The organism is Paenibacillus sp. FSL P2-0322 (assembly GCF_037975315.1).
GTDB classification, from domain to species: domain Bacteria; phylum Bacillota; class Bacilli; order Paenibacillales; family Paenibacillaceae; genus Paenibacillus; species Paenibacillus polymyxa_B.
In genome coordinates this window covers 255,612-281,845 of the sequence record NZ_CP150243.1, presented here as the reverse complement: position 1 = coordinate 281,845, position 26,234 = coordinate 255,612, and the positions used below count along the sequence as shown (strand labels likewise).

Annotated in this window: 21 protein-coding genes; 10 read left to right on the top strand and 11 right to left on the bottom strand. The window is 45.9% G+C overall.

The features are described from left to right. The first annotated feature begins 39 nt into the window (after positions 1–39). From udk to MKY24_RS01200, 7 genes are all read left to right on the top strand, one after another. A complete protein-coding gene (udk, locus tag MKY24_RS01230) occupies positions 40–675 on the top strand; it encodes a uridine kinase (protein WP_013308305.1) in 636 nt (211 codons plus the stop codon). Positions 676–935: 260 nt separating this feature from the next. Further along, a complete protein-coding gene (locus MKY24_RS01225; RefSeq protein ID WP_053324405.1) occupies positions 936–2,495 on the top strand; it encodes a response regulator transcription factor in 1,560 nt (519 codons plus the stop codon). 38 nt (positions 2,496–2,533) lie between these two features. Continuing rightward, positions 2,534–4,354 (top strand): sensor histidine kinase, encoded by a 1,821-nt coding sequence (locus tag MKY24_RS01220; protein ID WP_028541903.1) that lies wholly within the window; start codon positions 2,534–2,536, stop codon positions 4,352–4,354. A 232-nt stretch (positions 4,355–4,586) separates the two neighbouring features. Further along, positions 4,587–5,876: an extracellular solute-binding protein gene (locus tag MKY24_RS01215; RefSeq protein ID WP_053324404.1), complete on the top strand. Its 1,290-nt coding sequence runs from the start codon at positions 4,587–4,589 to the stop codon at positions 5,874–5,876. Positions 5,877–5,977: 101 nt separating this feature from the next. After that, on the top strand, positions 5,978–6,874 hold the full coding sequence (locus tag MKY24_RS01210; protein ID WP_013308301.1) for a sugar ABC transporter permease: 897 nt from the start codon (positions 5,978–5,980) through the stop codon (positions 6,872–6,874). Then, positions 6,871–7,695: a carbohydrate ABC transporter permease gene (locus MKY24_RS01205; protein ID WP_028541902.1), complete on the top strand. Its 825-nt coding sequence runs from the start codon at positions 6,871–6,873 to the stop codon at positions 7,693–7,695. Before MKY24_RS01210 ends, MKY24_RS01205 begins: the two co-directional genes overlap by 4 nt. 52 nt (positions 7,696–7,747) lie before the next feature. Further along, positions 7,748–10,792, top strand: coding sequence for a glycoside hydrolase family 2 TIM barrel-domain containing protein (locus tag MKY24_RS01200; RefSeq protein ID WP_339201260.1), 3,045 nt, complete (start codon positions 7,748–7,750; stop codon positions 10,790–10,792). A 192-nt stretch (positions 10,793–10,984) separates the two neighbouring features. Here MKY24_RS01200 and MKY24_RS01195 read toward each other — a convergent pair whose 3' ends face one another. Both MKY24_RS01195 and MKY24_RS01190 read right to left on the bottom strand, forming a co-directional pair. Next, positions 10,985–11,803: an alpha/beta hydrolase gene (locus tag MKY24_RS01195; RefSeq protein ID WP_264454293.1), complete on the bottom strand. Its 819-nt coding sequence runs from the start codon at positions 11,801–11,803 to the stop codon at positions 10,985–10,987. A 229-nt stretch (positions 11,804–12,032) separates the two neighbouring features. Continuing rightward, positions 12,033–12,971 carry a DUF1963 domain-containing protein gene (locus tag MKY24_RS01190; RefSeq protein ID WP_339201259.1) on the bottom strand — a complete coding sequence of 313 codons (939 nt, stop codon included), beginning with the start codon at positions 12,969–12,971 and terminating at the stop codon, positions 12,033–12,035. Between the two features lie 195 nt (positions 12,972–13,166). Here MKY24_RS01190 and MKY24_RS01185 point away from each other — a divergent pair, with 195 nt between their 5' ends. Next, positions 13,167–13,430 (top strand): AbrB family transcriptional regulator, encoded by a 264-nt coding sequence (locus MKY24_RS01185; protein WP_013308294.1) that lies wholly within the window; start codon positions 13,167–13,169, stop codon positions 13,428–13,430. Continuing rightward, positions 13,427–13,831 (top strand): type II toxin-antitoxin system death-on-curing family toxin, encoded by a 405-nt coding sequence (locus MKY24_RS01180; protein WP_023986534.1) that lies wholly within the window; start codon positions 13,427–13,429, stop codon positions 13,829–13,831. Before MKY24_RS01185 ends, MKY24_RS01180 begins: the two co-directional genes overlap by 4 nt. 38 nt (positions 13,832–13,869) lie before the next feature. Here MKY24_RS01180 and MKY24_RS01175 read toward each other — a convergent pair whose 3' ends face one another. The 7 genes from MKY24_RS01175 to MKY24_RS01145 all read right to left on the bottom strand — a co-directional run bounded on the left by MKY24_RS01175 (position 13,870) and on the right by MKY24_RS01145 (position 21,598). After that, positions 13,870–14,208: a PTS sugar transporter subunit IIA gene (locus tag MKY24_RS01175; protein ID WP_339201258.1), complete on the bottom strand. Its 339-nt coding sequence runs from the start codon at positions 14,206–14,208 to the stop codon at positions 13,870–13,872. A gap of 7 nt (positions 14,209–14,215) precedes the next feature. Further along, complete coding sequence (locus tag MKY24_RS01170; RefSeq protein WP_339201257.1) at positions 14,216–15,838, bottom strand: transcription antiterminator; 1,623 nt, start codon at positions 15,836–15,838, stop codon at positions 14,216–14,218. Between the two features lie 46 nt (positions 15,839–15,884). After that, the gene (mngB, locus tag MKY24_RS01165; protein WP_339201256.1) at positions 15,885–18,560 is read right to left on the bottom strand and encodes a mannosylglycerate hydrolase; all 2,676 of its coding nucleotides are present in this window, start codon (positions 18,558–18,560) and stop codon (positions 15,885–15,887) included. A 44-nt stretch (positions 18,561–18,604) separates the two neighbouring features. Further along, positions 18,605–19,720, bottom strand: coding sequence for a PTS fructose transporter subunit IIC (locus tag MKY24_RS01160; protein ID WP_023986531.1), 1,116 nt, complete (start codon positions 19,718–19,720; stop codon positions 18,605–18,607). 99 nt (positions 19,721–19,819) lie between these two features. Further along, entirely contained in the window at positions 19,820–20,137 is a 318-nt protein-coding gene (locus tag MKY24_RS01155) for a fructose PTS transporter subunit IIB (RefSeq protein WP_339201255.1), read from the bottom strand. Further along, on the bottom strand, positions 20,137–20,592 hold the full coding sequence (locus tag MKY24_RS01150) for a PTS sugar transporter subunit IIA (protein ID WP_025718799.1): 456 nt from the start codon (positions 20,590–20,592) through the stop codon (positions 20,137–20,139). Before MKY24_RS01150 ends, MKY24_RS01155 begins: the two co-directional genes overlap by 1 nt. Before the next feature lie 112 nt (positions 20,593–20,704). Beyond that, positions 20,705–21,598: an AraC family transcriptional regulator gene (locus tag MKY24_RS01145; protein ID WP_028541895.1), complete on the bottom strand. Its 894-nt coding sequence runs from the start codon at positions 21,596–21,598 to the stop codon at positions 20,705–20,707. Between the two features lie 130 nt (positions 21,599–21,728). Here MKY24_RS01145 and MKY24_RS01140 point away from each other — a divergent pair, with 130 nt between their 5' ends. Continuing rightward, positions 21,729–23,987, top strand: a complete 2,259-nt coding sequence (locus MKY24_RS01140) for a beta-L-arabinofuranosidase domain-containing protein (RefSeq protein ID WP_339201253.1) — start codon at positions 21,729–21,731, stop codon at positions 23,985–23,987. Positions 23,988–24,147: 160 nt separating this feature from the next. On the opposite strand, the gene MKY24_RS01135 is transcribed toward MKY24_RS01140, so the two are convergent. Both MKY24_RS01135 and MKY24_RS01130 read right to left on the bottom strand, forming a co-directional pair. Beyond that, the gene (locus tag MKY24_RS01135) at positions 24,148–25,296 is read right to left on the bottom strand and encodes an RDD family protein (RefSeq protein ID WP_053324397.1); all 1,149 of its coding nucleotides are present in this window, start codon (positions 25,294–25,296) and stop codon (positions 24,148–24,150) included. Continuing rightward, complete coding sequence (locus MKY24_RS01130) at positions 25,274–26,146, bottom strand: LysR family transcriptional regulator (protein ID WP_053326520.1); 873 nt, start codon at positions 26,144–26,146, stop codon at positions 25,274–25,276. The genes MKY24_RS01135 and MKY24_RS01130 overlap by 23 nt, the downstream gene beginning before the upstream one ends. Positions 26,147–26,234 lie beyond the last annotated feature (88 nt).

The following is a 26,234-nucleotide window of genomic DNA, read 5'->3' as shown; positions in this document are numbered from 1 at the left end:
TGTATCGGGATACATTTAGGGAAGGGTAAGTGAAACGCCATGCTTATTATTGGTATTGCCGGCGGTACAGGTTCCGGTAAATCGACGGTAGCACGCGCCGTCGTTGAGCGTCTGGGATCTAATAAAGTGACTTTCATATCTCAGGATAACTATTATAAAGACCATTCACATCTGAGTTATGATGAACGTGCTTTGGTCAATTATGATCATCCGTTTGCCTTTGACAACGAATTGCTTATTGAGCATCTCCAATGTCTGAAAAAAGGACAAGCGACACAAGCGCCAGTGTATGACTTTACGGTTCATGCACGCTCCACGGACGAGACGGTAGAGCTTCTGCCAAATCACATCGTTATGTTGGAGGGTCTGCATGTGCTGTCAGACGAAAAGCTCCGCAGCCTGCTTGACATCAAAGTATTTGTGGATACTGACCCTGATGTGCGCATTCTCCGTCGGGTTCTTCGCGATATTGAGGAACGCGGCCGCACCATCCATTCGATTCACGATCACTATTTGACTACGGTTAAGCCGATGCATGAGGCATTTATTGAGCCTTCCAAGAAATACGCTGACCTGATCCTTCCTGAGGGAGGACACAATGAGGTTGGTATTCAACTGCTGTCTATTTTGACTGAAAAATATTTGGCAGGAGATCGGACATGGGGTACTGTATAAGGTAATCCTGGTCGTTTAGGCTGTCGAGATTTTCTCGGCTGCCTTTTTTGTTGTTTTATATGCCATTTGGACTAAATTATTTTGGAATCCCCGTGTGGTTTATGTTAGCATGTAAAGATTAAATGCTTTAGATTTAAGCCAAGTTGGAAGCGTTGTCAAATATGTGCCTCAGATGATATGACGTCCACGTGATGGGGGTCTTTTTTGAATCAGGATTTTTGGAAAATCCTCGAATAGGTATAATTACGGAGAGTGCTGCCATGAATGAGCTATGCAACATTTTGATTGTCGATGATGAGATATTGGTACGGCAAGGGATTAAACACCATTTATCGTGGGAACAGTATGGATTTCGAATTGTAGGTGAGGCTTCTAACGGGAAAGAAGCATTGGAGCTGATTGAAACCTTGCGCCCTCATATTGTCATTACAGATATCGTAATGCCGATCATGGATGGCGAGGAGCTGACGCGCATAGTCAGACAGAACTATCCAGATATCGAAGTCATCGTGCTTAGCAGTTACGGTGAATTTAATTACGTGCGATCCACCTTTCAACAAGGGGTTGCTGACTATATTTTAAAGCCCAAGCTGGACACGGATGAGCTACTCCAAGTGCTCCAGAGAACCGCTCGCAAAATTCCATCCATTCAATATCAGGCAGATGCTAATAATAGTCAAATTACAATAGATCATGTGATCGAAAAGCTGATCTCCGGGTATAGCATGGACTATGACGCTGAGTTGCTGAACCAAGCATTTCCTTATAGCCGTTTTGCGCTCATAGGCGTGGAGCAGTCAGCACCGCAGAATAAAGGACGCTCTATCTCTGCCTCGGACCTATTTTCCAAGCTATCAGATCAAGTGTCCTCTGCCTGTAAGCACATCGTACTGCGACAACTGCCGTCCGATGTCTATGCGGCTGTGTTTTTAGCCAATCTTGATCCACGTGAAGTAGACTCCTGGATGGCTGCGGTTAGGGAAGTTGCTCAGGAGACAAAGCGAGTCGATCCACAGACAGGCTGGGCAGTCAGCCATTTATTTGATGACTTCAATCAGATTAGTGACGTCTATCAGGATGAACTGCCAAAACTGCTGAGTTACCGCTTTTATTTCCCAGGAACAGCGCTGCTAATAGAAGACGAACTCCCTCCGCCTATACAGGTGAACAGCTCGTTCAACTTAAAACAGTTTACAGAAGAGATGAAGCGTGAGCATTTTGATACAGCTTTTCAGGATTTGAGATCCTATGTAGCCGCCATGTCCGGCAACTATACCTCTACCGCTTTTGAATTCAAATCGCTTCTCGGAAATATCGTGTTTAACATTACGATTTTGCTCGGGAATCAGGGGTATGATATGAAGGAGCTGGATGCGGCGAAATATTCCTATTTCAAAACAATTAATGATGCCCCTCATGTACATGAAGCCGTGCGCCTTCTGGAGACTTTTTTGGAGGAAGCGAACAGACAGATCATGGCTAAAACGCAGCAAGGAAGTAGCGCAAGCATGAAAAAACTGCTGGAGTATATTGAGGAGCATCATGCTGAAACGCTCAATTTGACGACACTTGGGCAATATTTTCATTTTAACCCTTCCTACTTGTCCAGTTATTTTACAGCACACCATACAGAGGGTTTTAGCGAGTATCTGAACAAAATTCGGGTCGAAAAAGCCGCGGAGTTACTACGGTCGGGGACGATGTCCATTTCGGATATTAGCAGCACGGTAGGCTATTCGGACCCCAGCTATTTTACCAAAGTGTTCAAAAAAGTGAAGGGCTACTCGCCCAGTCAGTACCGCCGGGAGCATCTCTATTAGGGAGTAAGCCACATCTGCCAGCAGAAAAGAGATTGAATATGAAAAGATACATCCATAAGATCAAATATCAAGGTCTGTTCTTCAAAATCTTTATTGTTATGGTGGTCAGCATCACTGCGGTGTCCTTGCTGACCTCTTTGGTGACGATTCGGATGTCTGAACGACTTTTTGCTGAGACATTCAGTATTACAAATGCCAAGGTACTCAGCCAGATTCAATCCAGCTTTGAATCCTTCAATGATTCTATCGTGAATGCCGTAACCCATGCTTCGGAAAATGGAACGGTCAAAAACTATCTGACTGGCGGTCAATCTGACTCGATTAACTCGGCAAGAATTTACTTCGGAATGGCACAGCAAATGAAGCAAATTAAATCGAACGTCGATGCCTATGATGTCGGTGTCGCTGTAACAGGTCTGAACGGCCGGAGCTTTTACTCCGACTCGTCCTATTGGCCTGTAACTGCGGAAGAACTTAAAAGCAATGCTATTACAGCCCGAAGTGTAGCACGACCGGCACAGCTTATGTATCAATTGGATACTGAATTATTTCAGCAACAAATGAATAATACCGCGCAAAAGCCAACACCCTATATTATCGCCTCCAAACCATTTATGGAGCGGACCAGCGGCACCCTGTACGGCATGATCTACATCGCTATCCGGGAACCTGAATTTCGCCGTTTCTACAACAATTTCACAAGCAATGGCAATGATGTGCTTATTTTGGACAAGTCGGGACTGATTGTATCGAGCAACCGCCAGGACCTGATCGGACAACGCTCCAGTGAGCTGCTAGGCTATGCCACAAAAATCAATGAACAGGGGCTTAACTACATTAATGCGGATGTGATGAATAAGGAAAGTATCCTCCTTTCCAACTATATCCCTTCATTTGATTTTTATCTGGTGAACATGATCGACAGACAAGCTGCGATTGGACAAATTATTGACGTTAAATCTGTTGTATGGATCTGCATTGCCATCGTACTGATTGCTTTGGTGATCGTTTTTCTGATATCCCGTCGACTGATTCGTTCCCTGACTCGACTGGTGAAGCAAATGTCGACCATACGCGAGAAAAATTTTGATAATTATATCCCGGTAACGGGCAGCTATGAGGTTAGACAATTAAGTCATGCTTACAACTACATGCTGGATGAACTAAATGACTATATCCGTAAGCTTTTAGAGACGCAAAAGGGTCAACGGAACGCAGAGCTTGCTGCACTACAACGGCAGATCAATCCGCATTTTCTGTACAATACACTGGCTTCGATCAAAATGCTGGTGCTCAAAGGAAATAAGGAAACAGCCGCCGAGACGATCAATGCACTCATTTCCTTACTGCAAAATACAATCAGCAATGTGAGTGAAACGATCACCATTGAGCAGGAAATGGCCAACATGCAAAATTATGTGTTCATTAACCATGTGCGCTACGGGCAGCGGGTACAAGTGAATTATTTTGTATCACCCGATTGTCTGGAGTACCATGTGCCCAAGCTCATCATTCAGCCTTTTATCGAAAACTCTTTTTTCCATGCGTTTAATGAAAAAAACGTAGGGCACATCTATATATTGGTGTCCAAAACGGAGGATACATTGATCTGTGAGGTGGTCGATGATGGAGACGGTATGGATTTGGACGGGCATACGGCGCAAGACGGACTTCCGAATCCCAAGAGCAAGCGCCAACTGTTCACAGGCATCGGCATCCAGAATGTGCACAACCGCATTACCCTTTTATATGGAGAAGAATATGGCGTGACCATCTCCAGTAAAAAAGGCGAGGGCACCAAAGTAAGAATGACACTGCCATTGATTTTGAAATCAAACGACAACGACTCCACTAAATAAATCTATACACTGAGCTTCAACCTAAAAAAAGTACCTAAACCAAAACAAAATACAAATGTAAGCGGTACCTTTTTTGATAAATCATAATAATAAGACCAATCCGTATAAAGATATTCCTAACACCGACAAAGTATGGATGGTACACTAGATTTATAAATGAGGTAACCGCTTTCATCTAAGAGCTTTAGAACTAGTAAGCAACATATAAAAAAAAGAGTAGGGGTTGAACAAAATGAAAAAAATGACTTTCCTTCTGCTGATTGCAAGCTTGATCTTGCTATCCGCATGCTCCAGCAATTCCGAGAAAGCAGCTACTACCACAGATTCAGGCAAAAAAGAAATCACCGTCTGGGCTTGGGACCCGAACTTTAATATCGCAGCCCTGAAGCTGGCAAAAGATCGCTACGTTGCCAAACATCCAGATGTAACCGTAAACATTGTTGAATATGCTCAAAACGATATCGTACAAAAAATGAATGCCGGCCTTAACTCCGGATCTACCAAAGGATTGCCGAACGTGGTTCTGATCGAGGATTATCGGGCACAGAACTTCCTGCAAGCCTATCCCGATTCTTTCCATGATATGAGCAGCACGATCAAAGCATCCGACTTCGCTGATTATAAAATCGGACCGACTAGCTACAACGGCAAGCAGTATGGTGTTCCATTCGACTCCGGTGTTATGGGACTGTATGTAAGAACGGATTATCTGGAACAAGCCGGCTACAAAGTAGCGGACCTGACTAATATTGATTGGGACAAATTTATTGAAATTGGTAAAGCCGTAAAACAAAAAACAGGCAAAGAAATGCTGACTCAAGATCCAAATGACCTCGGTCTGATCCGTGGTATGATCCAAACTGCAGGTTCATGGTACCTGAAAGAAGACGGTAAAACACCAAACCTGGCTGGTAATCCAGCTCTGAAAGAAGCGCTCTTGACGTACAAATCCTTGTTCGACGCTAACATTGTTAAAATGAATGCCGACTGGAGTCAGTTCCTGGCCGCATTCAACAGCGGTGCAGTTGCTTCCGTACCTACAGGTAACTGGATTACACCTTCGATCAAAGCAGAAGCTTCGCAATCGGGTAAATGGGCCGTTGTTCCTTTCCCTAAGCTGAAAAATATACCTGAATCCGTGAATGCTTCCAGCCTCGGCGGCAGCTCCTGGTATGTCCTTAACTCGGACGGTCAAGATACCGCTGCTGATTTCCTGAAAGAGACATTCGGAACAGATCAAGAGCTGTATCAAGATATGCTGAGCAAAATTGGAATTGTCGGTTCATTGAACGCAGCTTCCAGCGGTAAAGCTTATGACGTGGAAGATCCGTACTTCGGAGGCGACAAAGTATACAAGAAATTTGCAGAATGGACTAAGCAAGTTCCAAAAGTCAATTATGGCCTGCACACGTATGCCATTGAGGATATCATGACCGTTGAAATTCAAAACTATCTGAACGGAAAAGATGTAGACGCAGTTCTGAAAGATGCTCAAGGACAGGCGGAAGCACAGCTTAAATAAGACAGTCCATCTAGCCAAGGCTAAACAATAAAACGATAAGCACTTAAAACCTTGGGCTTGCGAGTTCAAGGTTTTATTGCTGCACAGGGAGTTGACATGGTATGAAGACAGCCGCGCCCAAAATAACTACAACACGTCTCAAAGCAGGTATGACAGGATGGTTGTTCATATCCATCGCAGTGATCATGATCGCCGCTTTTTATTTCTATCCGATGATTCAGGCGCTTATCTTGTCCTTTAAGACAGGTACAGGGTCTAATCTGAGCTTTAACGGCATTGATAACTACAAGCGACTCTTCACCGATAAAATGTTTATAACCGCCGTGAAGAATACGTTTATCTATTTAATTTTCCAGGTACCTTTGATGGTCATTCTGGCTCTGTTCATTTCGGTATTGTTGAATGATAAAAACCTGAAATTCAAGGGCTTTTTCCGCACAGCTATCTTCTTGCCGTGTATCACATCCCTTGTAGCATATTCGGTTGTCTTCAAGTACTTGTTCTCGTCCGACGGTCTGGTAAACTCCTTATTGCTGAATCTGCACGTGATTGGCACGCCCATCCAATGGATTACAGATCCTTTCTGGGCCAAGGTTACGATTATTATCGCGATCACATGGCGCTGGACTGGTTATAATATGATCTTTTACCTATCCGGTCTTCAGAACATTGACAGTTCCATCTACGAAGCGGCCCGTATTGACGGAGCTTCCCCTATCCGACAGTTTTTCAGCATTACAGTTCCACTGCTTAAGCCGATTATCCTGTTCACTTCGATTACATCAACGATTGGTACACTCCAACTCTTCGATGAAATTATGAATATTACCAAGGGTGGGCCAGGGAACGCGACATCTTCAATTTCGCAATATATTTACAATCTGTCCTTCAAATATTCATCCGACTTTGGTTATGCGGCGACCGTATCTTATTCCATCGTCATTATGATCATTATCTTGTCGATTATCCAGTTCAAAGTGGCAGGTGAGAAAAAATGATGAAAACAAAAAGAGCATTTACGTACGCCTTTCTGATCCTTGTGTCGTTCGTTTCGATTTTCCCGTTCCTCTGGATGCTATCCAGCTCCACGAACCTGTCGGTCGATGTGACCAAAGGCAAGCTTCTGCCTGGCTCCCATTTGATGGATAACATGCACAATTTGCTTGAAAAAGTAGACATCGTTACCGCACTAAGTAACTCTGCAAAAGTCTCCATCTCAACTACGCTGCTGGCTATGCTAATCGCATCACTGGCCGGTTATGGCTTTGAAATTTACAGAAGTAAAGCGAAAGACGTTGTCTTCAATATCCTGCTGATGTCTATGATGATTCCGTTTGCGGCGATCATGATCCCGCTCTACCGGATGTTCGGCGGTATTTCTAATGTCATACCGTGGATCGGTATTGATACACTCTCTTCTGTCGTCATTCCGACCGTAACTACGGCGTTCCTGATCTTCTTTTTCCGTCAAAGCACCAAGATGTTTCCAAAGGATCTACTGGAAGCAGGTCGTATGGATGGATTATCCGAGCTGGGTCTGTTCTTCCGGGTGTATATGCCTACGATGAAAACAACCTATGCCGCTGCCGCAATCATCACATTCATGTCCAGCTGGAACAACTACCTCTGGCCTCTGATTGTGTTGCAAACGCCGGAGAATCAAACGATTCCGCTGTTGATCTCGAACCTTGGCTCCAGCTATGCACCGGATTACGGTGTCATCATGATCGCCATTGTCCTGTCCACACTGCCGACTGCACTGGTATTCTTCCTGATGCAGAAACACTTTGTAGCGGGCATGGTTGGTTCGGTAAAATAACAAATTACTGTGTAATATCTTCATTTCATTTTAAAAATAAGGAGTGTTCGCCTTGACCATCCATACCCCTAGTCTGGACTGGCTGACCGACGTAACCAAATTTGCTGTACATCGGCTGCCCGCCTATTCCGATCACAAATATTACGCTACGCTTCAAGAAGCGGAGCAGCAAGCTGATATGGCTTGGCGTCATAGCCTGAATGGGAGCTGGAAGTTTAACTATGCAACGAATCCAGCCAGCCGTCCGGTAGAGTTCTATACTCCTGGCTTTGAGTATGGCGGCTGGAGCGATATTCAGGTGCCGGGTCACATTCAGACGCAAGGCTTTGGCCAAATGCAGTACGTGAATACGATGTATCCATGGGACGGACATTCGGACGTTCGTCCACCCCATATTCCGGAGGACCACAACCCGGTCGGGAGCTATATCAAAAGCTTTGTTTTGCCGGAAAATATGGCTTCGGGCGCGCAGCCTGTGTTCATTTCTTTCCAAGGCGTCGAGTCGGCTTTCTATGTATGGCTGAACGGACAATTTGTCGGTTACAGCGAGGACAGCTTTACACCGTCTGATTTTGAACTGACACCGTTCCTGCAAGCAGGCGAAAACAAGCTGGCAGTAGAGGTATATCAAAGAAGTACGGGAGCGTGGCTGGAGGATCAGGACTTTTGGCGTTTTTCCGGTATTTTCAGAGACGTATATCTCTATACCATCCCTACTCTTCACGTACGTGACCTACATGCCAAAGCGGATCTGGATGCTTCCTACACGCAGGGCCTTCTGGAGCTGAAATTGACCTTGGAAAAGCCGGCAACGGCCTATGCAACTGTCGATGTGAAAGATGCTGCCGGCCATGTTGTAGCTTCTTTGAAAGCTGACTTTACTGATGGCACAGCTTCGCTGTCAGCAGCCTTGGAGCAAGTGCAGCGCTGGAGCGCGGAGAAACCTTATTTGTACACGTTGTTCATTCAAATTTATGATGCCAGTGGATCGCTCGTGGAAGTCATTCCACAAAAAATTGGCTTCCGTAAATTTGAGCTGATAAACAAGGTCATGCATTTGAACGGCAAACGCATCGTCTTTAAAGGTGTGAACCGCCATGAATTTAACGCTCGCACCGGACGTGCGATTTCCCGTGAAGATATGCTGTGGGATATCCGGACGCTCAAGCAGAACAATATGAACGCTGTTCGTACCTCTCATTATCCAAATCAGACTCTGTGGTATGAGCTATGCGATGAGTACGGGGTCTATGTAATTGATGAAATGAACTTGGAAACACACGGTTCCTGGCAAAAACTCGGCGCCGTCGAGCCATCGTGGAATATTCCCGCCAATCTGCCTGAGTGGCAGGATATCGTCATGGATCGCGCCATTTCCATGCTGGAACGGGACAAAAACCATGCGTCCATTCTGATTTGGTCCTGCGGCAATGAGTCATATGCAGGTGAAGTGCTGCGCAATGTAGCCAACTATTTCCGAGCCACCGACCCGAGCCGTTTGGTACACTACGAAGGCGTGTTTCACAACCGTACGTACGATGATACCAGCGATATGGAGAGCCGGATGTACGCCAAACCCGCAGATATCGAGCAATATCTAAACGACAATCCGCAAAAGCCGTATATCAGTTGCGAATACATGCATGCGATGGGCAATTCCGTAGGCGGCATGCACAAGTATACAGAGCTGGAGAACAAATATGAGCTGTATCAGGGCGGTTTTATATGGGATTATATTGATCAGGCTGTTATGAAAAAAGATCGCTACGGACGCGAGTACCTCGCGATCGGCGGCGACTTTGACGACCGTGCCACAGACTATGGCTTCTGTACGGACGGAATTGTCTATGCGGACCGGAAGGTTTCGCCGAAGATGCAGGAGGTCAAATTCCTGTATCAAAATCTGAAGCTCACCCCGGATACCAAAGGTGTAACCATTCGCAATGAAAGCCTGTTCGAGGGAACGGGCGACTATGAGCTAGTATACAGTCTACTGCATGAAGGCCAAGAAATCGCACGTAATGCCATTCATGTAGATGTGGCGGCTCAGACCGAAGCGTATATTCCATTGACGTTCCCAAGCACAGACAAGAAGCCTGGGGAATATGTCATTCACACGGCGCTCGTATTGAAGGAAGCGACGCTCTGGGCTGAGGCTGGGCATGAAGTAGCCTTCGGACAACATATTTTCATTGTGGAAGATCCAAATCCGCTGAGAGCTCCTACAGGTGGAGCCCTACGAGTGGTGCATGGCGATGTTAACATTGGCGTTCACGGTGCAGATTTCAGTATCATGTTCTCCAAAGGAGCAGGCAGCCTGACTTCACTTCGCTACGCCGGACGTGAGATGATCGCCATGCCTCCTGCCCCATTGTTCTGGCGGGCGACCACAGACAATGATCGGGGAACTGCTCTGGGCTTCGAAGCCGGTGGCTGGTTCGCTGCAAGCCTGACGCGTAAATGTGTAGGCATCGAGGTCACGGAAGAGCAGACAGACCGTGTGACCATTACGTTCCGCTACACCCTAAGCATTCATGCCGACGTACAGGTAACGGTAGCCTACACCGTCTTGGCGGATGGCAGTCTGAACGTAAAATCGACTTATGAAGGCGTCTCAGGACTGCCTAATCTGCCGATCTTTGCCCTTTCGTTCAAGGTTCCGGCAGACTACCGCCATCTGGACTGGTACGCGATGGGACCGGAAGAGAATTACATCGACCGTGCCTTTGGCGCGAGACTAGGCGTATTCCGTAACGAAGCTGCGGATAACGTATCCGGGTATGTCGTACCGCAGGAATCCGGTAACCGTACAGGCGTGCGCCGTGTCGATATTACCGACGATTCTCAACGCGGTATTCGCATTACTGCTCCTGCCACCGCACCTGTGGAATGCAATATTTCGCCGTTTACAGCGTTTGAGCTGGAAAGTGCCTACCATCTGTATGAGCTACCAAACGTGTATTACACCGTTGTCACCATAGCCGGTAAACAAATGGGCGTAGGCGGCGACGATAGCTGGGGAGCTCCGGTACATGAAGAATACCAAATTACAGCCGATCAAAAGCTGGAATTCGAATTTACCGTGCAACGAGTATAAATAAGCACGCTCACTGTATAGACAAGTAGATATAACAAAAGCCCTTCCGCTGCTTCCCTCATGAGAAGCTAAAGCTGGAAGGGCTTTTGTATTTTATCATTCCAATCATACTGTCAGCAGAAAATAAAGTCCTAGGTTGTCGTTGTTTCATTGAATCAACGTTTCCCGTTAGTTCCATGGATTAATATAAAACTAAAATCCAAACTCTGTTACTCTTTCAAGCCACTCACGCATAAGTGACTCAAATAATAGAGCCTGTTCAATCTGAAGATTATGCCCTGCTCGATCTAAAACGACGAAGGTTGCTCTAGGATAATTTTCTAAAATTCTAAAAGCATCTATGTAACCAACGACTGCATCTTGTCGCCCAAGGGTAAATACTGTTGGTTTATCAAAAACTAATTTATCTATATTGGTAGAAAATCCATAGTTTCTTTGAATCTTGCTAAGAAAATCGTAGTCAGCGATCTTACAACCTGCCACTATCTCTTCAGAATACCTTTTCCAATTATATTCATTGAGAACGACTTGATTTGCGCTAAAATCACTTATTTGCTCTTCACTTAAGGTGCCCATAAACTCGCGATCACAATGAACAACAAAATGCTCGGGCAGTATTCTTCTTTTGTGTTCAGGAATAATTAATGGACAAATCAGAGCAGCTCCACCAATACGATCTTTATGTCTATTAATTATTCCCCTTGTAATATATCCACCGTACGATTCGCCTGCTATGAGATAATCTTGGTTTGGGACAAGAGTTTCAATAAAATTTATAACTGCTTCTAGCATATCATCTGAATTACATATTTGATCGTAGTCCTTTGTTTGTCCCATTCCAGGCAGGTCAAGATAGATACGACGCCAATCGGGATTATCTTCAAATATCGGTTCCATGCACCCACTCATTAACCGATGGTCTGGTGTAAAACCATGGATCATTACAATTGGTTTGCCTTTACCAATTTCCTCGTAATATATATTGGCATTCTTGACTTTACAATATGGCATACAGACCCTCCAAAATTGATTTATTTATAATATTCTTACACTAAAGAAGAATCTACATTGTTTTATCAAGCAAACCAGATCTCCGGTTCGTTTTGATTATATACTCATATATAATACATGTAAAGAACACTTGTTCCCTATTCTTGTTTCTGGAGTTAAACTAACCTGCCCGTTAGCTTAATAAAACAACGTCGCTTTAATACTTTATTTTCCCAGTCTAGAACTTTAGCTAGCTCGTTGCCAAATTAACATACGTTCGCGTGAAATCAAGGTTCTTCAAGTCTCTTTGATCGATCAAAAATTCCAAATACCCTGCGTCCCACCAGCACATACCAACCTCGTCCAAAGAAGAGACCGAGAGCAGAACATGCCAATTTTCCGAAGCCTGATCGTGCTTTTCCCGATTCGTCTGATATTCTTGCAGCTGAGGCAACACCTCGGATCGTAAATGCTCCGCATAATCCGTACTTCCCCTATGCATAGCTTGCTCGATTTCCTTATGGATCTGACTCTCACTCTTATGCCAGTTAAACAGAAGACCCTCCAGCCCGTTTCGGCGTAGATAAGCATCCCGCCGGGTGTTCCCTGCAAAAGATTGATGCTGACCCCACACCGTGTCACTTTGTTCACAAACAAGCTCATACAGCTCTTCATACTGATCTACAAGAACATCTCCTAGCTCACCCTCCGACCGCAGGGTAACAATCGGCTGAAAAGAAATTGCATAAGATGTGAAACCCCTGTTCTCAGCACATACTTCAACCTTCCCGGTCGGTGGCAAGGTTTTCTTCAAAGCGCTGCTGTCACCGTTATAGTAAAAGATTTTATGGTCAATATCATAGGCGGGCTCATCCAGCCCAAGAAAAAAGTAAAGAATACCCTGATGAGGCAACCCCTCGTATGGGGAAAAAGGCATTTCACCCAAATTGATTTGAGCAATAAACGTATAATATTCTCCGTCTGAATCACACGGCCACTCGATCGAGGGCGGCAAATCCGGGTAGCCGGCGATCCGACTATTTCCAATGTGTTCGTAATTTTCCTCATGCTCCACATGGAATTGTATAGCAGCTTGAGCTTCCTGATGAATCTCTTCTTTTAATTCTTCATCCAGTGAATGCCCTTCCAGTATTCGAGTCAGTTCATCCTTTAATGGTGGTTGTAGCATCTCGCTCGCCCCTTTTTCATGAAGTAATAAAATAGCCTGCAACCATTTAAACCCTTACCTCAGATTACCAAATAAAAGCCTGACTATCTATTTTTCTAGCAGATATAAGTTGAATTAAAAAGTATATGTTTATATACCCTGAAACCATGTATAATTGTTATAACAGTTGAATAGTATAATAAGGAGGATAAAGAGATGGGTAAGGTGATTGGAATGGAACGTAAAATTACTAAATTCGGAAATAGCTTAGGGATTACTATGACAGAAGCCATTAAGCAGCTCGGACTGGGCCAAGGAGATACAGTTCAGGTTGAAGTAGATCACAAGAGCGGACAAATCATTATACAAAAATCGAACAAAATAACTCTGCCCTCAGGGTTAAGTGATGATTTTCTTGAAAATCTTTCTCAAGTAATGGATTCATATGACGAAACCCTTAAAGGACTTAAGGATAGATGAGCAGCATTCGTTTCTTAACCATTCAAGAAGTTATAGCTATTAATGTCGCTATGATTGAAAGATACAGCAAAGGCGAACAAATCGGCGTCAAAGATACCAGTCTACTTGAGTCTGCTGTTCTACGTCCTCAATCATCAGCTTTTAGTGAAGATGCGTACCCCACAATATTCAGCAAAGCCGCTGCATTATTCGAATCCCTAGGGCAAAACCATCCTTTTCACAATGCAAACAAGCGAACAGCTTTTACTGCATTACTCATTTTTTTGCGCTACAATGGCTTTCAATTTAAAATGGATCAGAAAGCAGCCGAAGACTTTACTGTAGATATGGTTAATCATAAATTTTCGTTGAATCAGCTGGCTTTATTAATCGAGCTCCACTCTTCCAAACTACATGTGTGAACCTAAAAAAGAGATCACGAATGATCTCTTTTTTAGGTTCAATGGTAATCATTGCTCTTGACTGCAAGCACCTGACGGGCGATTAGCATAAAGGCATCAAAGGAGTGGCAATGCTTTAATCGTTCCAGCGTCTCTTCCTGGCGGATCAGTTCTACAAACAAATCATAAATCCCCATGGCCTGTTCGTAGTCCTCTTTGCAGATTGAAAGCAGGAATACCACATGAACCTCATGGTTGGCATCCCAAGGAATTGGATTTTCCAGCAAGCACACGCTTACGACCGTTCGGTTAGAGCTTAGCTCCAGGGGATGGGGGATGGCCATCCCTCGATCCAATGCAGTAGAGCCCAGCTTCTCTCTTTCTTTGACTGCTGGCAAAAACTTGTCAGTCACCACTCCTTTTTGCTTTTAAAATACCACTCATTTCTTCAATCAGGGCATCTTTGCTCGGCTGATCGGATCGGGTCATAAACCATTGCTTGTCAAAATACCGTAGCAGTGAAGTTTCCTGTTCCTCATCGCTGGCCCGTACCATCCGCGTCATTGTCTCCATATCCCGTTCCGAAGGAATCGGGCTAATCACCGCGGACGGTTTATCCTTACGCTGCTGCAAGTGAATGGTCGAAACGACGAGGTCCTCATCGACGGTGGACATCTCCTCGTATTCCCGAAGTGAAACCACTCGGGATACATCCAGCTCAGCGAACAGCGAACGCAGCCTGGATTCTAGAATCCGGGCGGTTCCATAGCCGGATCCGCACACCAGCAACACGGTTTTGCGACGCCGATGAGGGATATTGTATTTGCGTTCCAATGCAGCCCCGATATGAAGTGCCAAATAACCGATTTCGTTATCGTTGATGTCGTACGGAAACGATTTTTGTAGTTCTTTTACCGCACCAACTGTGATTTCATAGGCAAGCGGATAATACTTGCGAATATGTCCAAGCAGTGGATTACGCATGTTCATACCATGCTCCAGCCGGGTCAGCATTGGCTTCAAATGTACAAATAAATCCTTGGACAGCCGTTCATCGTCACGCAAGTCATAGGTAAAGCGTTCGTAGACGAATGTCAGCATCCCGCGCACTGCTAAGAAGAGACGATCGGACTGGAGGCGCTCCCACTCGGTTTCGGCCATCTTTTTGCTGACGACATGCAGCAGAACATAATCGAACTCTCCTTCAGGACAGGTGATGCCAAAGGCCTCTTCCATCTCCCTCAGCATGGCGCTAGCCAATTCAATATCCCGCGGACTGCCCACCACCGCCTCAAAGCGTTCTAAACCATGACCTTCCTTCACTCGCAGCACCATGACCGCCAAATGAGTGATGAGATCTTTGAGCGCCAAATCAGCCATTTTGGTCCCAACGCTCCGCAAATGCTTTAGAATAATTGTCCGGATTTGCGGTAGATCCAATCCTTGAAACAGCTGTTGTTGTTCCAAGGGCATATCGCTGCGTTGTCCCTCTTCATCGCGGACGTCAGCATATTCAGCCAGGCAGTAACGAATACTCTTTTCTTCCCCAATCACCTTTACACCATGTCCCGGCTTGGTGCGCAGAGTGAGGCTATAATCCTCCAGAATCCGACGGATGATTTTAGAATCATTATTCATCGTGGCCCGGCTAATATACAGCTCATCGGCGAGATCCTCCATCTTCACGTATTCCCTCGCATTCAGCAGCTTGAACAGCTCATACCGTATGCGCTCTTCTGGAGCCCCCGGTAGCCGCTGACTTACTTCTGTTTCTTCCTGACTTTCATCCGCAAAAAAATGGTATTTCTCACGATCATCAACCCTAATCGTATAGCCGCTACCCCTCTTGGATTCCAGATATGCTCCATATTCATTCAGCATACTGTCCAGCTTCTTAAGATCATCGCGGATGGTCCGCTCTGTTACCTCCAGCCGCTCAGCGAGCGCTTTGGTGGTCCAAGACCAGCCTTGATCATTTCCACTGACGAGCTGGTACAGCTTTTTCAAGCGTTTGTAGGGAAAAATCATGTAGATATAAGACCTCCTTTCCGATAAACCGTATTTTACTTCCACGTTATTTCAATTCCGGGGTTACCAGTACCGTTAACAGCTTGCAATGCTGCAATTCCGGCAATTGTGCACCTTCCGTATCGGACGAAACCAATGTTTCTCCCTTGGAACGCTCATCCAGCGAAACCAACTCGTAATGGGCCGATTCACTGTATGTGATATGTGCAGTCGCATTTTTCTCTAAATAAGGATTAAATACACGGACGATATAACCATCACTATGCTCTGCTTTCTTGAATGCACTCAAGATTACATTGGAATCCTTGCTAAAAGATAACAGGCTGTAGTTTTGCTCAAATATTCTTTCTTCGTCTCGGAAGGCAAAAATTAAACGGCCGTTCAGAAAATCAGACAGCTGGTAGCTGGACAATGGTGTTAAATATTCCTTGACCGCTTGAGCGATGCCCGCCTCGTCAAACCCGGACTCTTGGACATGTAGAGCAAACGTAAATGAAAGCTCACCGAGCAGCTGTGCATCTGGCGTTTCTACGATCTTTTCTCCTGAGGCACGACCCGGGCGGTATAGCAGATTCTCCTTGCCCATATAACCAAAAGTGCGGAATAACGTCAGCGCTATTGTATCATGTTCATGTCCAATGATTTCATATTCCCTTACTCCTTCAGTCATCACGGCTACTCCATGGGAGCCATCATTTAACGCAACATAGCTTTGCATAGCTTCAATGGTGATTGGCTTTTCCGTCCACTGCTCCCGTTCCCATACCTTTACTTCCTCCAGCGTAGTTGGACGGGCAATGACTCCGAACGGCTGATCTGCAATAGATAGCTTAGAGGCAATCCCAGTATCAAATAGCACCCGCAGACGGTGACTCAGCACTCGGTTGTCCACATCCACCGAGAAGCGTATCAGGCGTTCACCTTTCCGCAAGGACACCGATGCCTGGAGTGGCAACTCAGCTGAAGTCCCAGCAGCAGAACGCTCATTTAAATCATACGGAACCTTCAGTTTCATCCGAAGGGACAATTCTTCGGATACCGTACTTTTGGATGTTATCGTCTCCACATCAGCACCAAGCGAAGAAACTGTAAGATCACGTTCCGGTGGAGAATAGTTGTAGGAATCTCCGTCATCTCCGTTTTCCTCGAACACCATCTGATCTGAGTACACACGTCCCGAAATTTTATCCGTGATGCTTAATGCCCCGTTCTCCTGTACGGCTATGCTATAGAATTCATTTTCAATATGTTTTCCGTTGCTACGTTCTACTGTTGTATCCCCTGTTGCACTAAAATCAAATATAATTTGTGTGTACCCCATAGCAGGTACTTCCTGAAGCTCCACCAACAGCTTGGCACGGAATACACGCTCAGGCAGGTACACCTTTTTGCTCGGATTCAGATCAATATGCTGACCGAGCACGTAGTCTGTTTGTTCCACTTTCTCGGTAATCGTATACAAAAGCTGCTGACCGTTCGTATCCCGAATGACAAAGCTTCCTTCCGGCAAGTAAGCATCAATTTCTGTCACTCCCTTGCGCGGGTAAGGCAACGTATTAAAGATGGTGAAGGCAAAAGTCTCCTCCTGCTTAATCTTCGACGCGATCAGTCGCTTGTGCAGCTCCAATACATTCTCCGCGATATCTCGCGCCTGTTTATAACGAAAAGCCACATCCCGATTCGTCGTATCACTATTGCATCCACCAATGCTGTCGTGGGCTGCATTTTCAAACAACAGCTTCCATATATCCTTCACGATATAATGTGGATATTCATGCCCAAGTGCATGGCTGATCGACAGTACAGGTTCCAGCGTGTTCACGATTAAATGTTCAATCTCGTTATTTTGCTGCTTAAGGTCAGCTCGTGTGGAAAAAATCGACTTATGAATACGCATATGCTTGGCTTCCATAAGCTCTCCTTCCAGTACAGGAAGGTCGTTGCTGTCCTTTTCAATCTCTTCAAGGAAACGTTCCGGCTCATTCATCACATATTCCCGTTCCGGGTCCAGCTCGTTGAATGTGCGAATCAATTCTGGCAAGTTCAGGCGGATAGGTGCTTGGTCGAAGCCATTGGGAAAATAAACATGGCGGGTAGACGCTTTTTCTTCCAGCGCACCGATCTGGCTGTCGAGATACGCCTCAAGTTCTCCCGCTTCCTCTGGAATATTCCCACCATAGTAGTAGCCAAACGGCATCTGTACCGCAAACACCTGACTGCCATCCGACCCCTTCCACAAAAACTCGGTTTTAGGATTCGTATTATCGGCTACCCCGCGCCAGAATAGAAAATGCCGAATACCGAACTCCTGATAAATCTGCGGCATCTGCGCCGACTGGCCGAAGGCATCCGGCACATAACCGACCTTCATGGCATGACCATATTTCTGCGCCGTTTCCATACCGTAATACAGATTACGGACCATCGATTCACCGGAAATCACCAATTGATCCGTCTGCGTATACCACGGCCCGGTCATCAGGCGTTTATCGCTTACCAGACGGCGAATGCGCTCTTCATCCTCCGGGCACCAGCGGGTATAATCGTCAAGCAAGGACCCTTGGGCATCCAAAAGATAGTATTTAAAACCGTCCCCATTCTCCAACGCATCCAATACTTCTTTCACATGCTTCACCAAGTAGACTTTGGATCTGGAAGTGGTAAAATACCATTCTCGATCCCAGTGAGTATGTGGTATGACATGCACTTTCGTACGGCTCATATCTCGTTCTCCCTCCATGCTGTCTATTCTTTATCTAGTGATATTTAGTCAAATACAAGCTCAATGTCTTCTCCATTTTTCTTAACAGAGGCCTCTTTCGTTTCAGCCTGCTGCTGTTCTTCCTCACGGAAATTGACGAGCAAGGTTCCTGCCACAATGATTAATGCGCCTGTAACCCCTCCAGCCAGATATGCAAACGGAGTACCTACGGAGATGGCGCCATACAAACCGCCAATTGGAGGCATGATGACATGTGCGCCCAGCAAAGCCGTCAATGCTGCACCTGCTGCGCAGGCAATCATATTTAATGGAATCAGCTTGGCAGGGTTACGCAGTGTAAACGGGATAGCCCCTTCCGTAATTCCGATAATGCCCATGATCACGGAGCCTTTTCCAGCTTCCCGATATGTTTTGGAAAAGCGATGTTTCAGAATTAGGGTTGCAATTCCATAGCCTAGCGGTGGAATACAGATGGCAATGTTTACGAAAATATTGGGTAAATACACACCCGACAGGAATAACGCATTTCCCGCCATCCAGGCAGCTTTATTGACGGGACCCCCAAGATCGAACCCAATCATGGCTCCCAAAATTAAGGCTAGCGCCAAGGTGCTGGTTCCGCTCTCACTCATATGCTTAATCCAGTTGACCAGTCCTTCATTAATCGCGCTCAACGGCCCACCTAGGATGACGGACATGAGAATCCCGGTTAAGCCTACCGTAATGAGCGGCAAAATAATTAGCGGAACAGAGCCTGCGGCCGGACCTGTGATTTTCACTTTGTTTTTCACCCAGAGGGTGACATACCCCGCGAAAAAACCTGCAACAAGAGCGCCCAAGAATCCCGCATTCGTCTCCTGTGCCAGCACGCCGCCAATCAGCCCTGCAGCAAGTGCAGGCTTGTCGGCAATTGAATAGGCGATATACCCAGCCAGAACCATGTTTAGCAGTCCAATTCCGCGCCAGCCTACATTTTCGACTAAGTATAAAATATGAAGAAATCCACTTTTGTCAGCATATGGACCAAAGTCAGTGACACCCATTGTCAGACCGATAATTTTACACACGGCAACAATCAAGGAGCCTGCAATAATAACCGGAAGCAGGTAAGAAATACCTGTCATCAGATGCTTTTTAGCTTCACTCAGCCATTTTTTCATCATGTTCTCCCCCATCATGAATACTACTGTTATTCAAAGGCTCATCGGATATCATTCAGATCATCTACGCCGCTGATTGTCCGTGTTGCCTCCCTAATCTTATTTTTGAGCAGAGATGGCCTCCACCGCTTTGGTAAGAACCGCTTCCGCATTGTTGACCGCATGACCGATTTTAACGCGAACGATTCTTTTATCTTCAAAACGCTCTGCATCCTTCACTGTCTGATCCGAGGCAATCAGTACAAATTCCGCCGCTGCAATGTCTTCCTCCGTAAGTTTGTTCACTTGGCCTAGTGCGCCTTGCTGCTCCACTTTAATATGGTGACCGAGCTGTGCCGCTGCTTTTTCCAGTGCTTTTGCCGCCATTGGAGTATGAGCCAACCCTGCGATACAGGATGTAACGCTTACAATTTTCATTATGACACCAACCCTTCTGTATACTGTTCCAGCAAATGATACACGTCGCCGCTGCTATTGGCACCCGCTACCGCCTCTTTAAAGGAATCCTCTAAGAGCAGGGTTGCGAGCGAGGAAATAATTTGTAAATGGGATACATCCACGGACCCTTTAGGCACCAAAATACTAAAAATATACTGGACAGGCTTGCCATCATGAGAGGCCCAGTCAATGCTATGTTCCAATCGGATCACGAGGACTGCTGGTCTGGTGACCACTTCGCTCTGCGTATGAGGTATGGCAAACTGATCCTGAAGCCCTGTCGAATATACCTTTTCCCTCTCCCACAAATCCTGCACCAGTTGCTCCCTATGGACGGTGACACCCAGCTTTTCAGCCTCTTGAGCAATAAACTCAAACACAGCCGATTTGGTCTCCAGCTTCTCATCCAAATAAATCTGTTCTCTAGTAATCATGGTGGATGTCTCTCCTCCCTTCTATCTATAGGTGAAACGCTTACAAGTTTATTTTAGCCGACTCTTCCTCCATGTTTTATCTATAAAATTTCCCTATCCAAGCGGAAATGCACTAGACATTGTTCATAAATGTTTTGTGATAGGCATTCCGGTATTGGGAAGGAGTCATGTGGGCTCTCTTTTTGAACAAACGCATAAAATACTTCTCATCGGTATATCCTGCCTCTTCGGCAACCTGCTTAATGCTCATATCTGTACGGGAAATCAACTCTTTGGCTTTGTTAATGCGAATACTATGAATGAACTCCAGGGGACGCATGCCTGTATTTTGCTTGAACAAACGAGAGATATAATCCTTGTTGTAATTGAATTTTCGGGCTAAATCCGTCACAGTCAACGGCTCTTCAGCATGAATTCGAGTCCACTCGATAATTTTGTTAAAACTCACATTCCCCTGTGAACTGACAGGATTGGAAAGCAAGCGGCTAAGCGCCAGTTCAGATATCTCGATCAGCAGCGAGGTGAACAAATAATTTGCACTGTGATACGTAAGGTAATGTGAGTTGGCTACATGCAAAATCTGATTGACGATAATATGAATCCGATCTCCGTTGTCTGCCTGTACACATTGCGGTAAATAGATATCACGCATCACACCGTGACGCTGCAAAAGCCCATCCATAGCACTTGTTTCCTGCTTCATTTCTTCATTAGATAATACATTCGGGGTCGTGGGAACATCGAAATGAAACCAATAAAATTTCACGCCTGGCAATGACTCCTGGTATCCTTTATGCGTACGACCGGGGTAAAGCAATAGAATATCTCCCTCGCCTACTTCAAAATCTTCCCGTTCCTCCCGTATATATACCGTCTCTTGGACACCTAGGATCAGCTCAAAATTCTCAATGGAACGACTCATATGCTTCCAAGGTACCTCGTTAACAAACTCGCCTGCCGAGATCAGTTGAATCGGAGCATCTACATTTACTTTTAGATAGGTCATGTTATCGCCTCTTTAGGTTCATGTTCGGATTTGTCCACCCATTGTATGGTTAAGCTACTGACATACCGCGATTGCAATGCTAATGTAGTGGAGAAATATACACTTTCATCTTAGCTAAGGAGCGATGATTTTGAAAGCTAAAGCTTTTGACTTGCATAAAGTAAGAATTGATTCCGGCCCACTTTTACATGCGATGGAACTGAATACGGCCTACCTGCTGAGTTTGGAACCCGACCGTTTACTATCGCGCTTTCGTGAATATGCGGGACTGGAGCCCAAAGCGGCTCACTATGAAGGCTGGGAAGCGCGTGGCATCAGCGGACATACACTCGGTCACTACCTGTCCGGCTGTGCACTGATGTTTGCCTCCACAGGCGACGAAAGACTGTTGGAACGCGTGAACTATGTGGTCGACGAACTGGAAATATGCCAAAACAGTCATGGAAACGGATACATTTCCGGCATTCCACGTGGGAAAGAGATTTTTGAGGAAGTAAAAGCCGGAGATATCCGCTCCCAGGGCTTTGATCTAAACGGCGGCTGGGTGCCGCTATATACCATGCACAAGCTTTTTGCGGGCTTGCGTGATGCACATCTGCTGGCGCATCATCCCAAGGCCCTGTCTATAGAAATCAAACTCGGCAACTGGCTGGAGGATGTACTTCAAGGGCTGGACGATGATCAGGTGCAGCAGGTGCTGCATTGCGAGTTTGGCGGTATGAACGAGGTGCTGACCGATCTGGCGGAACATTCGGGAGAAGAACGCTTTTTGAGCCTTGCGGAACGCTTTTATCACGGAGAGGTGCTCAATGATCTCGCAGATAGCCAAGATACGCTGGCAGGGCGACATGCCAATACGCAAATTCCCAAAATCATTGGCGCTGCACGGCAATTTGAAATGACGGGAAAACCGCAATATGCGGACCTGTCTCGCTTTTTCTGGGATCGGGTTGTTCACAAGCATTCCTACGTGATCGGCGGCAATAGCTATAATGAACATTTTGGTGAACCCGGGAAGCTGAATGACCGCTTGGGCGAAGGTACCTGTGAAACCTGTAACACCTACAATATGCTGAAATTAACAAGACATATGTTCGAGTGGGACGCCTATGCAGCCTATGCCGACTACTATGAACGAGCGATGTTCAATCATATTCTGGCTTCACAGCAGCCTATAGATGGACGTGTGTGCTATTTTGTATCGCTGGAAATGGGAGGACACAAGTCCTTTAATTCTCAATATGAGGATTTTACATGCTGTGTCGGTTCCGGTATGGAAAGCCACTCCATGTACGGCACTGCGATTTATTTTCATACGCCAGAAACGATCTATGTCAATCAATATGTCCCTTCTACCTTGACATGGGACGAGATGGGCGTACAGCTCAAACAAGACACTCTCTTTCCGCAAAATGGACGGGGAACGCTGCGCGTCATCAGCAAGGAGCCCAAATCCTTCGCGATCAAGCTAAGATGCCCTCATTGGGCGGAGCAAGGGATGATGATTAAAATCAACGGGGAAGAGTACGTCACAGAGGCTTGTCCTACCAGCTACGTTGTAATTGAACGGGAATGGAACAATGGGGATACGATCGAGTATGACATTCCTATGACCGTGAGAGTCGAGGAAATGCCGGATAATCCACGCCGAATTGCTTTTATGTATGGGCCGCTAGTGCTGGCTGGGGACCTTGGTCCTGTTGAGCAGGAATCCAACGAAGAACGTCTGCTTGCGTCTGTTCTGATCGGATCGGCCGACTCATTAACAACGAAGCTGATTGCTGACCGGAACGAGCCCAATACATTCCATACGACCGACTTAGGCTATATCGGAGACTTGAAGCTTCGTCCGTTTTATCAGATGTATGATCGTTCATATACCGTCTATTGGGATCTCTTTTCCAAGGACGAATGGACAGCAACCGAGGCAGAATATCGTACCGCGTTAGCGTATCAGCTAGAGCTGGAACGACTTACAGTGGACGTTGTGCAGCCTGCCGAAATGCAGCCTGAACGGGATCATGCCTTTACTGGCGAGCATGTAGGTCTGGGGTCCATCTATAACCGCAAATATCGCGATACCTGGCCTGGGGGCTGGTTCTCTTTTGTCATGAAGGTGCTTTCGGATGAGCCTGTCCAATTGGCGGTCACTTATTTGAAGGACTTGAGCCGTCCTCATGGTGACTTTGACATCACTGCGGATGGTCAGATTTTAGGGGAAGGCAAGCTGGAGTCTGAGGAAATGAATAAATTCGAAACGTTCGCCTATGAGCTTCCTCTATCTGTGACGAGCCAGAAGAATGAAGTGACGATTCAATTCACAGCCCATCCACAAGGTAAAGTGGCGAAAGTAGCTGGATTACGAGTGATTAGACACTCTATTGTATGATCAAATTATCTATATAAATCTACTATTTCGCCTACTCCGTTTTGATGTTCGTTTTTTAAAGGAAGCTTATAAAACAACAAGCAGACGCTCCTATAAGCTGTCTGCTTGTTCTGCTTACTGCCTTATAACTTCGATTCATCGTTATTGCTCCATGTTCACTTCACAGCATGTTCATTTCACGGAAGCTGTCTCTAATCTTGCGTAGCTCTTGCTGTGCCCTGCTGTATCGGGAAGCGTAGGTCCAGGCAAGCACCTGATGATAATGTGAAGGCGTTTCAATCGTAGTCACGTTATACATGATCGGAGTCCCGTCTACTTCTCCTTTTAGGGTAAACTCAATGGCTGGGTATCCATTCACCACCAAGTCGGAGGCAATCCCCAATTCAGAGTCCGTAATTCCTGACACCAAATGTTCCTCAATGATTCCTTTATATTCTTGAAGAGTCATACTGCTGTCAAAATCGCTTTTCGGTTCAGATAATACAATCAAATATCTTTCGGTCAATTCATTTTTAATGGAAATATCCGCTTCCTCATTAATCATATTATCTCGTGACCAATTCCACGGAGCCGTAACCGCAAACTGGCTATCCTTACTGGTAAATACCTCAGGCTTCACGATTTGAGTAATGAGCGTAGAAATTAAAAATACAGCAAAGACAATCGAAATGATCGTCATCAGGATGATTGCTCCTGCAAAAATCCCGGTTTTCTTTCTGCCCGCCTTTCCCAAATCCCTTACCTTAACCACATATGTACTCGCAGCCATATCCCCAATCCGTTGTTTCCGAGGTGTCACCAGCACACATAACCCCGCGGGCAGTCCCAGAAAAAATAGAGGATTCGTATCTACCAGCTGTATAAGGGTGCGGATCAACGATTTCACAATGCCCGGCGGCCTTCCTTCTCCATTCACGACCTGAATTCGAAGTACAAATTTGCCCAGCGTATAGCCCGTAAGTCCTTCCAGTAACAGATAATAGCAGAAGGAGCCAATCAGGAAAAGCATCACTACCATGCCCATATTTGGGGTTTCCGCTTCAGATACTTTTTTCGCTGTAAAATAAACCAGCCCTCCATACCCAAAGACGATAAGAATGAAGTCAATCATCCAAGCCGCCCATCTTCTGAAAAAAATAGAGGCTCCGTATGTTTCTGATAATACTGCCATCTTATCCGGTTCTCGTCGATGATAGCCGCCAGTCGTCGCATATGGTCCCAGAACGACTGTAGATGGATTGTTCGTTACACCATGTTCCTCCAAATGATACACCTCTGTTGTCAATTTAATCCCGGTTAAGTATAGCATCCTTTTTCATCCAGTGAAGCAAGCCTGACAGTGCACTGGAGTAAACCGAATCCCGCCGATGAACAAACCACACCTCTAATTTGCGATATTTTTTGAGCAAACGATGAGAAGCAATACTTCCCGCCTCCTCTGCCTTTGCAATCGACGATTGTGGTAACATGGACACCCCTAGACCAGAGGCTACACCACCCAAAATGACTTCCAAGGTTCCGAACTCCATAACCTGATACGCATCCACACCTGCTTCGCTCAGAAAGCTTTCTGCTCTTGTACGATGCGTGCAGCCTACGTCGAAGAACAGCATAGGCTTGGCAAGCAACTCACCCATGTCCCTTTTCCCTGGTTCCGAGATGAGTACCAGTTCCTCTTCAAAAGCTGCAACATACTCTATATGCGGATCATCGACGGGGCCATAGACGAACGCTCCATCTAATTCGTAATTCAATACCTTTTGTACGAGATCATGTGTGCTGCCTGTCATAAGCGATAGATGGACATCAGGATATTGAGCGTGATATTCCGTCAATAAAGAAGTCAGATGTGTAACCGCCGTCGTCTCAATCGACCCCATTCGCAAAGGTCCCGCAGGCTGGTCTGAATATTGAGTGGACTTTACTGCCTCGTCCAGCAAGGTCAGTATGGTATCCGCATATTCCAGCAGATTCTCTCCTGCTGGCGTTAGCGTCATTCCCCGGTTAGATCGGCGAAATAGCGGTACGTTCAATTGTGCCTCAAGCTGCTGAATCCGCGAGGTCACATTGGACTGTACATAGTTCAAGGCTTGCGCAGCCTTTGTGATACTGCCCTCGCGAGCGACGGCCCGAAAAATTTTCAAATCACTGCTTTCCATGTATACGTCACCTGCTTGGTATGATCATTTGTGATACTCACGTTCGATTTTGTTCATTTTACCGGATGCTTGCCGCTCTGTACAATTC